This is a genomic window from Limnohabitans lacus (assembly GCF_030053395.1).
GTDB lineage: Bacteria > Pseudomonadota > Gammaproteobacteria > Burkholderiales > Burkholderiaceae_C > Limnohabitans_A > Limnohabitans_A lacus.
In genome coordinates, this window is record NZ_JASGBH010000011.1 from 73560 (window position 1) to 88148 (window position 14589).

15 protein-coding genes are annotated in these 14589 nt (G+C 62.1%); 13 read left to right on the forward strand and 2 right to left on the reverse strand.

Annotated features, from left to right (window positions below):
• Nucleotides 1-37 precede the first annotated feature (37 nt).
• The gene (locus QLQ16_RS14140) at nt 38-181 is read right to left on the reverse strand and encodes a hypothetical protein (protein WP_283225307.1); all 144 of its coding nucleotides are present in this window, start codon (nt 179-181) and stop codon (nt 38-40) included.
• Between the two features lie 95 nt (nt 182-276).
• On the opposite strand from QLQ16_RS14140, the gene QLQ16_RS14145 reads away from it, so the two are divergent.
• From QLQ16_RS14145 to QLQ16_RS14205, 13 genes are all read left to right on the forward strand, one after another.
• Nucleotides 277-1479 (forward strand): MFS transporter, encoded by a 1203-nt coding sequence (locus QLQ16_RS14145; RefSeq protein WP_283225308.1) that lies wholly within the window; start codon nt 277-279, stop codon nt 1477-1479.
• A gap of 19 nt (nt 1480-1498) precedes the next feature.
• Complete coding sequence (locus tag QLQ16_RS14150; RefSeq protein ID WP_283225309.1) at nt 1499-1966, forward strand: CoA-binding protein; 468 nt, start codon at nt 1499-1501, stop codon at nt 1964-1966.
• A gap of 50 nt (nt 1967-2016) precedes the next feature.
• On the forward strand, nt 2017-3300 hold the full coding sequence (locus tag QLQ16_RS14155) for an O-acetylhomoserine aminocarboxypropyltransferase/cysteine synthase family protein (protein ID WP_283225310.1): 1284 nt from the start codon (nt 2017-2019) through the stop codon (nt 3298-3300).
• Between the two features lie 75 nt (nt 3301-3375).
• On the forward strand, nt 3376-4644 hold the full coding sequence (locus QLQ16_RS14160; RefSeq protein ID WP_283225311.1) for a lipoprotein-releasing ABC transporter permease subunit: 1269 nt from the start codon (nt 3376-3378) through the stop codon (nt 4642-4644).
• A complete protein-coding gene (lolD, locus tag QLQ16_RS14165; RefSeq protein ID WP_283225312.1) occupies nt 4637-5404 on the forward strand; it encodes a lipoprotein-releasing ABC transporter ATP-binding protein LolD in 768 nt (255 codons plus the stop codon). The genes QLQ16_RS14160 and lolD overlap by 8 nt, the downstream gene beginning before the upstream one ends.
• A 6-nt stretch (nt 5405-5410) precedes the next feature.
• A complete protein-coding gene (locus QLQ16_RS14170) occupies nt 5411-6247 on the forward strand; it encodes a TatD family hydrolase (protein ID WP_283225313.1) in 837 nt (278 codons plus the stop codon).
• Nucleotides 6248-6297: 50 nt separating this feature from the next.
• Nucleotides 6298-7056: a class I SAM-dependent methyltransferase gene (locus QLQ16_RS14175; RefSeq protein ID WP_283225314.1), complete on the forward strand. Its 759-nt coding sequence runs from the start codon at nt 6298-6300 to the stop codon at nt 7054-7056.
• Between the two features lie 147 nt (nt 7057-7203).
• Entirely contained in the window at nt 7204-7692 is a 489-nt protein-coding gene (locus QLQ16_RS14180) for a tripartite tricarboxylate transporter TctB family protein (protein WP_283225315.1), read from the forward strand.
• Nucleotides 7693-7701: 9 nt separating this feature from the next.
• Nucleotides 7702-9216, forward strand: a complete 1515-nt coding sequence (locus QLQ16_RS14185; protein WP_283225316.1) for a tripartite tricarboxylate transporter permease — start codon at nt 7702-7704, stop codon at nt 9214-9216.
• Nucleotides 9217-9367: 151 nt separating this feature from the next.
• A complete protein-coding gene (locus QLQ16_RS14190; protein ID WP_283225317.1) occupies nt 9368-10990 on the forward strand; it encodes a gamma-glutamyltransferase family protein in 1623 nt (540 codons plus the stop codon).
• Nucleotides 10990-11781 (forward strand): alpha/beta hydrolase, encoded by a 792-nt coding sequence (locus tag QLQ16_RS14195; RefSeq protein WP_283225318.1) that lies wholly within the window; start codon nt 10990-10992, stop codon nt 11779-11781. Before QLQ16_RS14190 ends, QLQ16_RS14195 begins: the two co-directional genes overlap by 1 nt.
• 3 nt (nt 11782-11784) lie before the next feature.
• Nucleotides 11785-12684: a DMT family transporter gene (locus QLQ16_RS14200; RefSeq protein WP_283225319.1), complete on the forward strand. Its 900-nt coding sequence runs from the start codon at nt 11785-11787 to the stop codon at nt 12682-12684.
• Nucleotides 12685-12699: 15 nt separating this feature from the next.
• Nucleotides 12700-13500, forward strand: a complete 801-nt coding sequence (locus QLQ16_RS14205; protein WP_283225320.1) for an SDR family oxidoreductase — start codon at nt 12700-12702, stop codon at nt 13498-13500.
• Between the two features lie 109 nt (nt 13501-13609).
• On the opposite strand, the gene QLQ16_RS14210 is transcribed toward QLQ16_RS14205, so the two are convergent.
• Entirely contained in the window at nt 13610-14518 is a 909-nt protein-coding gene (locus QLQ16_RS14210) for a DMT family transporter (RefSeq protein ID WP_283225321.1), read from the reverse strand.
• Nucleotides 14519-14589 lie beyond the last annotated feature (71 nt).

Consider the following 14589-nt stretch of genomic DNA (forward strand, 5'->3'; position numbering starts at 1 on the left):
GGCAGCGATTGTCGCAGGCCTGCAAACCTGGGCGGCTTCAGTGGGCGTTCATGCCGTAGACCACGGCCAAGGCGATGGCGAAAATGACGGCCCAAATCGCCCTGTTGTTTTTTTCGATGAACTTGAGGACCACGTCCTCCAGGCTTTTGGATTCGTGCGGGGGGCGTGGGTCCTGAGTCATCGGTGCGCTCTCCATGTGGGGTGGCTCATTATGGACAGAGCCGCCATGGTCTTGAAGGCACAATCGACAACACCTTCCCCAAAAACGGAGACCGCATGAAAGAAACCCCATATGCCTGGGTGGTGGTTTGGGCCACCTTTGTTTGCCTGGCGCTGATCTTTGGGGTGTCGTATTCGTTTGCGGCATTTTTTGAATCGTTCGCGGCCGAGTTCTCGGCGCAGCGGGCCGATGTGTCCTGGATTTTTGGCCTGTCGGGCTTTGTTTACTTTGTGCTGGGCGCGGGTGGCGGCATGTTGGCCGACCGCTTTGGCCCGCGCATCGTGTGCTCGGCGGGCATGGCCCTCATTGCCCTGGGCCTGCTGGCCACCAGTTGGGCCACGTCCTTGCTGGCGGTGTATGTGAGCTATGGCTTGTTGGTGGGCTTGGGCATCGCCTTGGTTTACACGCCGTCGATTGCCAGCGTGCAGCCCTGGTTCACCACACGCCGAGGTCTGGCCGGGGGCATTGCCAGTTCGGGCGTGGGCGCTGGGACCTTGTTGGTGCCGGTGCTGGTGGCTTTGGCGATTGGCCCCATGCCTTGGCGCGAGGCCATGCGCTCCTTGGCGCTGGGTGTGCTGGTGTTGGGCCTTTTGGCGGCGGCTTTGTTGCGTCGTGCTCCTGCGGCCCTGACCTCCGCAGCGTCGGCAGGGCCCGGTGTGGGTGGCTCCGCGAGCGGGCTGACCTTGGGCGAGACCTTGCGCAGCCCCACTTTCCGTTGGTTGTACCTGGCCGTTGTGCTGGCTTCGCCGGTGATGTTCATTCCTTTTGCCCATGTGTCGGCTTCGGCGCGCGATCTGGGCTTGGGCGAAGCCTTTGCCGTGGGCCTGGTGGGCCTGATTGGCGTGGGCAGTCTGGTCGGGCGCTTTGCCATTGGCCTGCTGGCCGACAGACTGGGTCGGGCGCAGACGCTGGTGTTGTTGCAGCTGTCCATGGGCGCTTCGTATGTGCTTTGGGGCGCTGCAGGTGGGCAGGGGCTGCTGGTGGTGTTTGCGCTGTGGTTTGGGCTCAGTTATGGCAGCATGGTCTCGCTCTTGCCGGCCATTTGCATGGATTATTTTGGTGGCCGTTCGGTCGCCGGCGTGGTGGGCACGCTCTACAGTGGCGCGGCCTTGGGCAATTTGCTGGGCCCGGTGCTGGCCGGGGCCGCATTTGACGGGAGCGGGCATTACCTGGGCGTGATGGTCGTTTGCGGCGTGCTGTCCTTGATCGCCACTTGGGCGAGCTTGAAAACGCAGCGCAGCGGACAGGTCCGGTATTGATCAAAGAAAGCACAGGCTCATGAACAACGATTTGCACGCGCTGCGGCGCATCCTCAAAAGCTGCCCCACCCTGGCCGTGGTGGGCTTGTCGGCCGAATGGCACCGGCCCAGCTATTTCGCGGCCAAATACATGCAGTCGCACGGCTTTCGCATCGTGCCCGTCAACCCGCGCTATGCAGGTGGCCAGGTGTTGGGCGAGACCTGCTACGCCAGCTTGCAGGACATCCCGTTCAAGGTGGACATGGTCGATGTGTTTCGCCGCAGCGAAGACGTGCTGCCGATTGCCCAGCAAGCGGTGCAGATCGGGGCCCGCTGCTTGTGGCAGCAGCTGGGCGTGGCCAACCCCGAGGCCGATGCCCTGGCACGCCAGGCGGGCATGGATTCGGTGACCAACCGCTGCGTCAAGATCGAGCACGCCCGGCTGTTTGGCGGCTTGAATTGGGTGGGTGTGAACACCGGCATCATCTCGGCGCGGCGCTTGGTGTGAGGGCCGGTTGCCTGAGCCATTTTCAATCTGACTTCATCATCCCAAACACCATGACCGACCGCCAATTCCACCCCGAGACCCTGGCCATCCACGCAGGGCAAATCCCCGATGCGGCCACGGGCGCACGCGCCTTGCCGATTTACCAGACCAGCAGCTTTGTGTTCGACAGCGCCGAGCATGCGGCCTCGCTGTTCAACCTTCAGACCTTTGGCAATGTGTACTCGCGCCTGAGCAACCCCACGGTGGCGGTGCTCGAAGAGCGTGTCGCCGCGCTCGAAGGCGGTCGCGCTGCGGTGGCCAGTGCCTCGGGCATGGCGGCCGAGACCATGGCGCTCATGACCATCTTGCAATCGGGCGACCATGTGGTGGCGGCAGGGGCCTTGTATGGCGGCTCGGTCACGATGCTGGCCGTGAGCTTGGCCAAGTTCGGCATCGAAACCACCTTTGTGGACGCGACCCAACCCGAGGCCTTTGCTGCTGCCATGCGCCCCAACACCCGTGCGGTGTATGCCGAGAGTCTCGGCAACCCGAGCATGGTGGTGCTGGACATCGCGGCCGTTGCCGAGGTGGCCCATGCACACGGCGTGCCGCTCATCATCGACAACACCGTGCCCAGCCCGCTGCTGTGCAACCCGCTGGCGCTGGGGGCTGACATCGTGGTGCATTCGGCTACCAAATATTTGGCCGGACACGGCACCACACTGGGCGGTGTGGTGGTGGAGGGCGGCAAATTCCCCTGGGACAACGGCAAGTTCCCGGGCATGACCGAGCCTTCGCAGGGCTACCACGGCGTGAAGTTTTACGAGACCTTTGGCGACTTCGGTTTCACCATGCGCTGCCGCATGGAGAGCCTGCGCGTGTTTGGCGCGGCGCTCAGCCCCATGAGCGCCTGGCAAATTCTGCAAGGCGTCGAGACCTTGCCTCTGCGCATGCAAAAGCACTGTGACAACGCCTTGGGCGTGGCCCAATTTTTGAAGGCCGATGCGCGTGTGGCTTGGGTCAACTACCCTGGTTTGCCCGATCACCCGCAGCACGCCCTGATGCAGCGCCAGATGCGCGGCGCTTCAGGCTTGCTGTCGTTTGGCGTCAAAGGCGGGCTGGCGCAGGGCGTCAAGTTCATCGAGTCGGCGCAGTTCATGAGTCACTTGGTCAACATCGGCGACACCCGCACCCTGATCAGCCACCCGGCCAGCACCACGCACCGCCAGCTCGACGAGGTCCAGCAACTGGCCGCTGGCGTGCCGCCCGACATGGTGCGCATCTCGGTCGGTCTGGAAAATCTGGACGACATCTTGTGGGACATTGACCAGGCGCTGGACAAGGCCAGCCGCTGAAAGCCCGTTGTCCACCCAGTACAGGTCACACATCCTTTGACCGGGTCAGGGGCCGATTGGTCACAATAGGGGCTTATGTCTTTTTTCAAAAATATCCCTTACGAACTTGTGCTGGGTTGGCGCTACACGCGGGCCGGCCGCGCGACGCGGCGCAACGGGTTCATTTCCTTCATCTCGGGGGTGTCCATGCTGGGCATTGCGCTGGGGGTGGCGGCGCTGATCATCGTGCTGAGCGTGATGAACGGCTTTCAAAAAGAGGTGCGCGACCGCATGTTGGGTGTGGTCTCGCACATTGAGGTGTATGCGGCTGACGGCGGAGCGGTGCAGGACTTGCCCGGGCTGCTGGCCAAGCTCAAGGCCCACCCCCAAGTGGTGGGTGCCGCGCCTTTCATCACGGCGCAGGCTTTGCTGGCGCGGGGTGAAGACATGAAAGGCGTGCTGGTGCGCGGCATCGATCCGGCACTGGAGCCCGAAGTCACCGACTTGGCCTCTGACGCCCAACGCGCTGCCTTGATGCGCTTGTTGCCCGGGCAGTTTGGCATGCTGCTGGGCGCGGACTTGGCGCAAAGCTTGGGCGTCCAATTGGGCGATCCGGTCACCTTGGTGTCGCCCTCAGGCCAGGTCACGCCCGCTGGCGTGGTGCCCCGCATGAAGCAAATGCAGGTGGTGGGCGCTTTCCATTCGGGCCATTACGAGTACGACTCGGCCCTGGCCATGATGCACGTGGACGATGCGGCCCGCATGTTCCGCCTGGAGGGGCCTACGGGCATTCGCCTCAAGCTGCAAGACTTGCACGAAGCCCGCGCGGTGGCGCGTGATTTGCAGTTGCAACTGGGGGCTAATTTTTGGGTGCGCGACTGGACGCAGCAAAACAAGACCTGGTTTGCCGCGGTGCAGGTCGAAAAACGCATGATGTTCATCATCCTCACGCTCATCGTGGCGGTGGCCGCGTTCAATCTGGTCAGCACGCTGGTGATGACGGTGACCGACAAACGGGCCGACATCGCCATCTTGCGCACGCTGGGCGCCAGCCCCCGCAGCATCATGGGCATCTTTGTGGTGCAGGGTGCCACGGTGGGCGTCATTGGCACCCTCAGTGGCTTGCTCTTGGGCTTGCTGGTGGCCTTCAACATCGACGTGATCGTGCCCGCCTTGGAAAAGCTGTTCAACGCCAGCTTCTTGCCACGCGACATTTACCTCATCAGCCGCATGCCCAGCGATCCGCTGGCCAGCGACATCGTGCCGATCGCGGTGATCTCTTTGGTCTTGGCTTTTGTGGCCACGCTCTACCCCAGCTGGCGCGCCAGCCAGGTGAACCCTGCGGAGGCGCTGCGTTATGAATAAAACATGGACCCCCGCGCTCCCCGCTTCGCGTGGTTCGCTGCCCCCCGAGGGGGCTCCTTTCGCTTTGGGGCGGCCCGGCGGCGAAACGGTTTTAAAAGCCCAAGGCCTGACCAAGCGCTTTTCCGAAGGCCGCCTGGATGTGACGGTGCTGCAAGGCGTGGATTTGGAAGTGCATGCCGGCGAGACTTTGGCCATCGTGGGCGCTTCAGGTTCGGGCAAAAGCACGCTCTTGCATTTGCTCGGCGGGCTTGACGCGCCCACACAAGGCAGCGTTCAGCTGCAAGGCCAATTGTTGTCTGCACTGAGCGCGGCCGAGCAAGGCCAGTGGCGCAACCGCTACCTGGGTTTTGTCTACCAGTTCCATCACCTATTGCCTGAATTCAGTGCCTTGGACAATGTGGCCATGCCGCTGTGGATACGCCGCCAGGGCCGTGCCGAGGCGGCCGTTGTGGCCGCGCAGTGGTTGGCCCGTGTGGGGCTGGCCGACCGCGTGTACCACCGGCCTGCAGAACTCTCTGGCGGTGAGCGCCAACGTGTGGCCCTGGCCCGTGCTTTGGTCAACGACCCGGCCTGCGTGCTGGCCGACGAGCCCACCGGAAACCTCGATCGGGAAACCGCCGACGGTGTGTTCGCGCTGATGCTGGAACTGGCCCGCGAGCGCGGTACCGCTTTCGTGGTGGTCACGCACGACCAGGCCCTGGCGGCGCGATGCGACCGGCAATTGCACTTGGTCAAAGGCGTTTTGCAGCCGTCTGTTTGAGCGGTCATGTGGATCGACACCCATTGCCACCTGGACGCGGCGGAGTTTGACGCCGACCGCGATGCGATGAGGGCCCAGGCCCGTGCCCAAGCGGTGTCACTGTGTGTGATCCCGGCCGTAGAACGCGCGCATTGGGCCGGTGTGGCGCAATTGGCCGAGCGCCATGGCGATGCGTATGCCCTGGGTATTCATCCTTTGTATGTGCCACAAGCCCATGAAGAAGATTTGCGGGCGTTGGATGCGGCCTTGACCGAGCGCCAAGGCGATCCGCGTCTGGTGGCGGTGGGCGAGATCGGTTTGGATTTTTTCGTGCCCGCCCTGTGCGAGCCCGCCATGCGCGAGCGGCAGTGGGCGTTCTACACCGCCCAGCTCAAATTGGCGCAGAAACACCGATTGCCGGTGATCTTGCATGTGCGCCGATCGGCCGACCTGTTGCTCAAGGGCTTGCGCCAACGCCCTGTGGTGTCGGGCATCGCCCATGCTTTCAATGGCAGTGCGCAGCAGGCCCAGCTTTTTGTGGACATGGGCTTTGCCTTGGGCTTTGGCGGCGCGCTCACCTATGACCGGGCTTTGCAGCTGCGCCGTCTGGCCACCGAGCTGCCGCTGGCGGCCTTGGTGCTGGAAACCGATGCCCCCGACATTCCGCCGCATTGGCTCTACCAGACGGCCGACGATCGGGCAAAGGGCCAAGCACAAGGGCGCAACAGCCCCGCCGAATTGCCGCGCATCGCGCAGGTGCTGGCCGATTTGCGGGGCCTGTCTTTGCATGCGCTGGCACAGGCCAGCTCGGCCAATGCGGTGCGCGCCTTGCCACGGCTTCAGGCCTTGGTTGACTTCGCATAACATCACCCCGCTCGGTGACGTGCCGAAGCCCTCTTTTTTGGAACCTTGGCATGAGCCGCAAAAAAACCATCGAACTGCCCGAAGTCAATTTCTCTGAAGACGGGGAAATCCGTTATTTGCATTTGGGCACCGAGTGGATCCAAGGCTCCATGTTCCTGGACAGGCCTTACGACATCGAGCTGGAATATGTGCAGCGCATGTTCGGCTGGCTGCTTTTTTACCCACACGACGAAGTCAAAGGCGCACACGCCATGCAGCTGGGTTTGGGCGCTGGCACGATCACCAAGTTTTGCTACAAGAAACTCAAAATGACCTGCACGGCCATTGAGTTGAACCCGGGCGTGCTGCATGCCTGCCGGGGCTGGTTCAGGTTGCCGCCCGACGATGAGCGCTTGCGCGTGGTGCTGGCCGATGCCTCCGAAGAGATCCAGTCCGATGAATGGCGCGGCACCGTCGATGCCTTGCAGGTGGACCTGTACGACGAGCACGCGGCCGCGCCCGTGCTGGACACGCCCGATTTTTACCGCCACTGCCGTGACCTGCTCAGCCCGCAGGGGGTGATGACCGTCAACTTGTTTGGCCGTTCATCGAGTTACCCGGCCAGCGTCGAGAAAATTTGCGCTGCCTTTGGTGAAGACGCGGTGTGGGCCTTCAAGCCCACGCGCGAAGGCAATGCCATCGTGCTGGCGCAACGCACCAGCAGCCGACCCAAGCGCGATGAATTGCTGGCAGCGGCCGAGCGCATTCAGGACAAGTGGGGCTTGCCGGCTCCCAAGTGGCTTCGGGTTTTCAAGCCGCTGTGCAAGTGAGGTGCACTGCGCTTTCACCGTTTGAAAGTGCGCCGGTCATCAGGGTAAACCATGGGTTTGTCCTTCGCGGGACATAGGTGTAACCCACATCCTCTCGAGAGGCATCTTCACGCAGAATCGTCCCAACTCAATCAGAGGAGATATCTCGTGCAAATCAAGAGTCAAAAAGACTTTTTCTCTGGGCTCATGTTCACCGTCGTCGGTGCCTCATTTGCCTACGGTGCGACCAGCTACAGCATCGGTACCGGCGGCCGCATGGGCCCCGGTTACTTTCCGCTGCTGTTGGGCGTGATCCTGGCCATTTTGGGCAGTGCCATCATGTTCAAAGCCTTGGTGGTGGAAACCCAGGACGGCGAAAAAATCGGCAAGTGGGCCTGGAAGCCTTTGTTCTTCATCATCGCTGCCAACGTGCTCTTCGGCGTTTTGCTCGGCGGTTTGCCCAGCTTGGGCTTGCCCGCCATGGGCTTGATTGCTGCCATTTTTGGCGTGACCATCGTGGCCAGCCTGGCCGGGGACACTTTCAAGCTCAAAGAAGTTTTGATCCTGTCTGTGGTGTTGTCGATCGGCAGCTACCTGGCGTTCATCATGCTGCTGAAACTGCAGTTCCCTGTGTGGCCCACTTTCATCGTCGGCTGAGGAGTTTTCATGACCGATCTGATCAACAACCTGTCCCTCGGCTTTGGGGTGGCATTCACCTTCCAGAACCTGATTTACGCTTTCATCGGTTGCATGCTGGGCACCTTGATTGGCGTGTTGCCAGGCATTGGCCCTGTGGCCACGATTGCCATGCTGTTGCCCGCGACTTACGCGCTGCCCCCCGTGGCTGCGCTGATCATGCTGGCCGGTATTTACTATGGCGCTCAATACGGTGGTTCGACCACCGCAATCTTGGTGAACTTGCCCGGTGAATCTTCATCGGTGGTCACCGTGATCGATGGCTACCAGATGGCCCGCAAAGGCCGAGCCGGTCCTGCGCTGGCGGCCGCTGGCCTGGGTTCGTTCTTTGCCGGTTGCGTGGGCACTTTGATCTTGGCCGCATTCGCTGCGCCTTTGACCGAAGTGGCTTTCAAGTTCGGCCCCGCCGAATACTTCTCGCTCATGATCTTGGGCTTGATCGGCGCTGTGGTGCTGGCTTCGGGCTCCTTGCTCAAGGCTGTGGCCATGATCGTGCTGGGCTTGTTGATGGGTTTGGTCGGTACCGACGTGAACTCGGGCGTGGCGCGTTTCTCATTCGACATTCCTGAATTGACCGATGGCATTGGCTTCATCGTGATCGCCATGGGTGTGTTCGGCTACGGCGAGATCATCTCCAACCTGTCGCAAAAAGAAGAAGACCGCGAAGTTTTCACCGGCAAGGTGGAGGGCTTGATGCCCACCGCCGCTGACTTCAAGAACTTGGTGCCAGCCGTTTTGCGCGGCACCACCATCGGCTCCATCTTGGGCATCTTGCCCGGTGGCGGCGCCTTGTTGGCGGCCTTTGCGGCCTACACCATCGAGAAGAAAACCAAGCTCAAACCCGGTGAAGTGCCTTTCGGTCAAGGCAACATCCGCGGCGTGGCCGCGCCCGAGTCGGCCAACAACGCCGGTTCGCAAACGTCTTTCATTCCCTTGCTGACCTTGGGCATCCCGCCCAACGCCGTGATGGCCTTGATGGTCGGTGCCATGACCATCCACAACATCCAGCCTGGCCCTCAGGTGATGACGAGCAACCCCGAGTTGTTCTGGGGCCTGATCGCTTCGATGTGGATCGGCAATGCCATGTTGGTGATCTTGAACCTGCCTTTGATCGGCATGTGGATCAAGCTGCTCACGGTGCCATACCGCTGGTTGTTCCCCGCCATCGTGCTGTTCTGCGCCATCGGCGTGTACTCGACCAACAACAACACCTTCGACATCTGGATGGTGGCCATGTTCGGCGTGATCGGTTACACCTTCATCAAACTCGGTGTGGAGCCTGCGCCTTTGCTGCTGGGCTTCATCTTGGGCCCGATGATGGAAGAAAACCTGCGCCGCGCCATGCTGCTCTCGCGTGGCGACTGGAGCGTGTTCGTGACACGTCCTTTGTCGGCCAGTCTCTTGGCGGCAGCACTGGTCTTGTTGATCATCGTGCTCTTGCCCGCAGTCAAGTCCAAACGCGAAGAAGCTTTCGTTGAAGAGTGAAGCGCTGTTGACCTGACAAAACGGCCTCCTTGTGAGGCCGTTTTTCATGGCGTGGTGTGCTGTCACTTGCGCGAGCCTGTTGATCGAGCCGGTCTGACAGAATCGAGAGCGATAGGATCTGCCTCGCACACCGATCGAGCAATGGACTGACATGCAATTTCAAAACCAATACCCCTACACCAGCACCCGCTTGCCGATTTTTGCCCGCAATGTGGTGTCCACCTCGCACCCATTGGCGGCGCAAGCGGGGCTGAGGATGATGCTCAAGGGCGGTAACGCGGTCGATGCGGCCATCGCCGCTGCTGCCGTGATCACCTTGACCGAACCTGTGAGCTGCGGCTTGGGTTCGGACGCGTTTGCCATCTTGTGGGACGGCAAAGAGCTGCACGGTTTGAACGCTTCTGGTCCGGCGCCTGCAACTTGGACCCCCGACTACTTTCACCGCAAATACGGCACCGATGCCGTCGCCCCCCCTAAGCGTGGGTTTGACTCGGTCACCGTGCCGGGTGCCGTGGCCGGTTGGGTCGCCTTGAGTGAGCGTTTTGGCAAACTGCCTTTTGCCGACTTGCTGGAGCCCGCCATCGAGGTGGCCGAGCGTGGTTATTTGATCCCCGTGGTGGTGCAGCAAAAGTGGGCGGCGGCCACGCCAGAGCTGCAGTCACAACCCGGTTTTGCGCAGAGCTTTTTGCCCTGGGGCCGTGCGCCCGAAGTGGGCGAGTTGTTCCAGTTCAAGAACGCGGCACGAGGTCTCCGAGCGATTGCCCAGTCCAAAGGCCAAGCCTTGTATGGCGGCGAGATCGCCGAGGCGATTGAAAAATTCGCCAAGGACCATGGCGGCAGCATCACCGCCAAAGACCTGGCCGACTTCAAGCCCGAGTGGGTCAAGCCCATCGCGCAAGACTACCGGGGCTACACCCTGCATGAGATCCCGCCCAACGGGCAGGGCATCGCCGCGCTGATCGCTTTGGGCATCCTGTCCAACTTCGACCTGGCCAGTCACGCGGTGGACGGTGTGGATTCTCAGCACTTGCAAATCGAAGCCATGAAGCTGGCCTTTGCCGATGTGTACCGCTATGTGGCCGATCCGCGCTACATGGAAGTCACGCCTGAGCAGATGCTCGATCCGGCTTATTTGGCCAGCCGCGCCAAGCTGATCGACATGAACAAAGCGCAAAACTTCCAAGCGGGCAATCCGGTCAAGGGCGGCACCATCTACCTCACGGCTGCCGATGAAAACGGCATGATGATCAGTTTCATCCAAAGCAACTTCATGGGATTTGGCTCGGGCGTGGTGGAGCCCACTTACGGCATCAGCCTGCAAAACCGGGGCCATGGCTTCAGCACCAACCCCAAAGGCCCCAACACGGCCAACTTGGTGATGCCGGGCAAGCGGCCCTTCCAGACCATCATCCCGGCCTTCCTGACCAAAGACGGTCAACCCGTCATGAGCTATGGCGTGATGGGGGCCAATATGCAACCCCAAGGCCACATGCAGACCCTGGTGCGCATGCTGGACTACGGCCAAAACCCGCAAGCTGCTTGTGATGCACCGCGCTGGCGCTACAACACCGGGCTGAACATCAACGTCGAAGCCGCGATGAACGCGGCCACCGTGCAAGGCCTGACGGCCCGTGGCCACCAACTGGACGTGATCAACGACTCTTACCAAGACTTTGGGGCCGGCCAGTTCATCTGGCGCATGGGTGATCCGGGCGTCGAAGGCTATATGGCCGCCAGCGACCCGCGCCGTGATGGGCAGGCGGTGGGCTTTTGATGCGATCTTCGTGTGCAGCGCTGGCTTTGTGGGTCGCAGGTTGGGGCGCTTGTGCAAGCGCCTTGGCCGCGCCGCTGTCCTGCGGCGTGGTGTTGATGCACGGCAAATGGGGCATGCCCCAATCGCCTTACCTCAAACCCGTGGTGCAAAAGCTGGAGCCAGCGTGCCCAGTCAAACTGCTGGAGATGCCTTGGTCGCGTTTGCGTTTGTACGACAAGCCCTATGCCGATGCGCTGGCGCAGATTCGTCAGGCGGTGGCCGAGTTTCGGCAGTCGGGTGTGCAGTGGGTGGCCGTGGGCGGCCAAAGCTTTGGGGCCAATGCATCGTTGGCCTACATGGCCCAAGTGGGCGACGTGGACGCGGTGCTGCCTTTGGCACCGGGCCATGTGCCCGAATATTTTTTTGTCATTGCCGATGTTCGTCGTGGCATCGATGCCGCGCACCAAGCCGTGCAAGCCGGGCAAGGCGACACCCTGGTGGAGATGACCGACATCAACCAGGGCCAGCGTCGGCCAGTCAAAGCCCCAGCGGCTGCACTGTGGAGTTATTTTGATCCGCAAGGCTGGGGTCATATGGGGCTGAGCGCCCGCAACTTTCGCAAACCTGTGCCCGTGTTCTGGGCCATTGGCACACTCGATCCCTTGTACCCTGCGAGCTCCATGGCCATCTACCAGCAACTGCCGGCCCACGCAGACAGCCAGTATCTGGTGGTGCAAGCCAACCACGCCACCACGCCCGAAGCCGCATCCGAAGCCTTGTGGCTTTGGGTCAAAGCCCGCACGGGGCGCTGAACCATGACAAGCCACAAACCTGCACACATGACCTCGGGCTTGCTCTTGGCTGCAGCTGGGTCGATTGCTTTCAGCGGCAAAGCCATCATCGTCAAACTCGCCTACCGCCATGGCGTGGACGCCGTCACGCTGGTCATGTTGCGCATGCTGTTTGCGCTGCCCATGTTTTTGCTCATGGCCTGGTGGGCCGGGCGGGGCAAGCCGTGCATCGCTGGGCGCGACTGGCTGGGCATTTTGGGGCTGGGCTTCAGTGGCTATTACCTCGCGTCCTTCTTGGATTTTTGGGGGCTGGAATACATCAGCGCCTCGTTGGAGCGCTTGATCCTGTACCTCAACCCCACGCTGGTGCTGGTGTTGGGCTGGTTCCTGTACCGCCGCAAAATCAGCTACCGCCAGGGCGTGGGCATGGCCATCAGTTATGCGGGCGTGCTGCTGGTGTTCGGTCACGAGGCTTCGCTGGACGGCAAAAATGCTGCTTTGGGTGCGGTGCTGGTGTTGGGCAGCGCCATCAGTTATGCGCTGTACCTGAGCTACAGCGGGCAAATGGTGCAGCGCTTGGGTTCACTGCGTTTGGCGGGTTGGGCCACCTCGATCGCTTGCTTGTTTTGCATCGCCCAGTTCGCGGTGTTGCGCCCCTTGTCGGCGGCGCAGGTGGCTGAGCCGGTGCTCTGGTTGTCGCTGCTCAACGCCACGGCCTGCACGGCGGTGCCTGTGGTGCTGGTGATGATGGCCATTGAGCGCATCGGTTCTGGGCTGACCGCGCAGACCGGCATGGTCGGGCCCATGTCCACGCTGCTCATGGGCGTTTTCATTTTGGGCGAACCTTTCAACATGTGGATCGTGGGCGGCACCGTGTTGGTGCTGTCGGGTGTGTTCTGGGTGTCGCGAGCACCCAAGCTTTAAATCGAGGAGAAAAACATGGATCTGGGCATTGCAGGCAAATGGGCTTTGGTGGGTGGCGCAAGCAAAGGCTTGGGCTGGGGGTGCGCCCGCGCACTGGCGCTGGAAGGCGTGAACGTGGTCATGGTGGCGCGTGGTGCTGAGGTGCTGAACAAGGCCGTGGCCGACTTGCGTGCCGAGACCGGTGGCCGTGTGCAGCTGATCGCGGTGGCGCAAGACATCACCACCGAGGCAGGCCGCGAAGCGATCTGGAAGGTGGCGGGCGGCCCCGGCAAAGACTACGACATCGTGGTCACCAACGCGGGCGGCCCACCTCCGGGCGACTTCCGCGACTGGGACCGCGACGCATGGATCAAGGCCATTGACGCCAACATGCTCACGCCGATTGAGCTGATCAAAGCCACGGTGGACGGCATGGCCGCACGCGGCTTTGGCCGCATCGTCAACATCACCTCCAGCTCGGTCAAGTCACCCATCGATGTGCTGGGCTTGTCCAACGGCGCGCGCAGCGGCCTGACCGGTTTCGTGGCCGGCACTTCGCGCAGCAAAATCGCAGGACAAGGCGTGACCATCAACAACCTGCTGCCCGGCAAGTTCGACACCGACCGCATCCGCGCCACCATCCCTGCGATGGCGCAAAAGGCGGGCAAGACCGTTGAAGAAATGCGCGCCATCCAGCAAGCGCAAATCCCAGCAGGGCGCTACGGCACGCCGCAAGAGTTCGGCGCGATCTGCGCCTTCTTGTGCAGCCAGCACGCGGCCTACTTGACGGGCCAGAACGTGTTGGCCGACGGTGGGGCTTATCCGGGGACGTATTGACGCGTGACTGTCGAGGAGCCCAATGGGTGGGATGCGTCATTCGGCCGTGCTCCTCGGCCATGTCTGAATCAGTTCAGCGCTTGCTGGTTTGAGGGTCTTCGATGGGCCATCACGACCCCATGCTTCGCGACGACACCCAAATCCCACCCACAATCAGTCCAAACGCCGCCACGTGGTACAGGTGCGGCAACTCGCCCAAAAAGGCGGCCGACAACACCGCCGCAAACAGCGGCGTGAGGTTGGCAAAAAAGCCGGCCACCGCGGGCCCAGCCTGCTGGATGCCCAGGCCCCAGCAGCGGTAGGCCAGTACGGCCGGGCCCACGGCCACAAAGGCCAAGGTGGCGATCAGTGGCATGCCCCAAGTGATGTGGGCGTCGGTCAAGGACCACTCCAGCCCCGAAAACAAGCCCGACCAGCCCAGGCCAAACACCACCTGCCCCATCAAGAAGGCGGCCCAGTCGTTGCGGATGGCGTCGGGCTCGTCGCGTCGGCTGAGCAGCCAGCTGTAATAGGCCCAGCAGGCCGTGGCCAGCAAAATGAACAAGTCCCCGACCACCAAGCGCACCGCCAACAACTCAGACCAATTGCCGCGCGAGAGCACCACCAGCGCCCCGCTGATGGACAACAAGGAGCCCAGCAGTTGCATGCGCCGCACCGGGGCTTTGAAAAACAATGCGCCGATGATGAGCACCCAGAAAGGGCCACTGGCCGCCACCAGCGTCACGTTCAGTGGGGTGGAGGTTTGCAGCGCCAGGTATTGCAGCGCGTTGTAGCAGCCCACGCCCAGCAGGCTCAGCAAGCCAAAGCGCCGCCAGTGCGACCACAGGCCGCTGCTCGGGCGCAGCACGCGCCAGGCCAGGGGCAGCAAGATGAAGAAGGCGACCAGCCAACGCAAGAAGTTGAGCGTGATCGGCGGCACCAGCTCGGTGACCAAGCGCCCGACCACGGCATTGCCCGCCCACATGAGCGGCGGCACGGTCAGCAGCAAAGCGGTGACCGGGGAGAGTTTTTGTGACATGCGAGGACTGTATCGGGATTGGGGTTTCCCCTCTGTCGCCAAGCTGTCCAGACCGCTCTGCACGCTGGGGT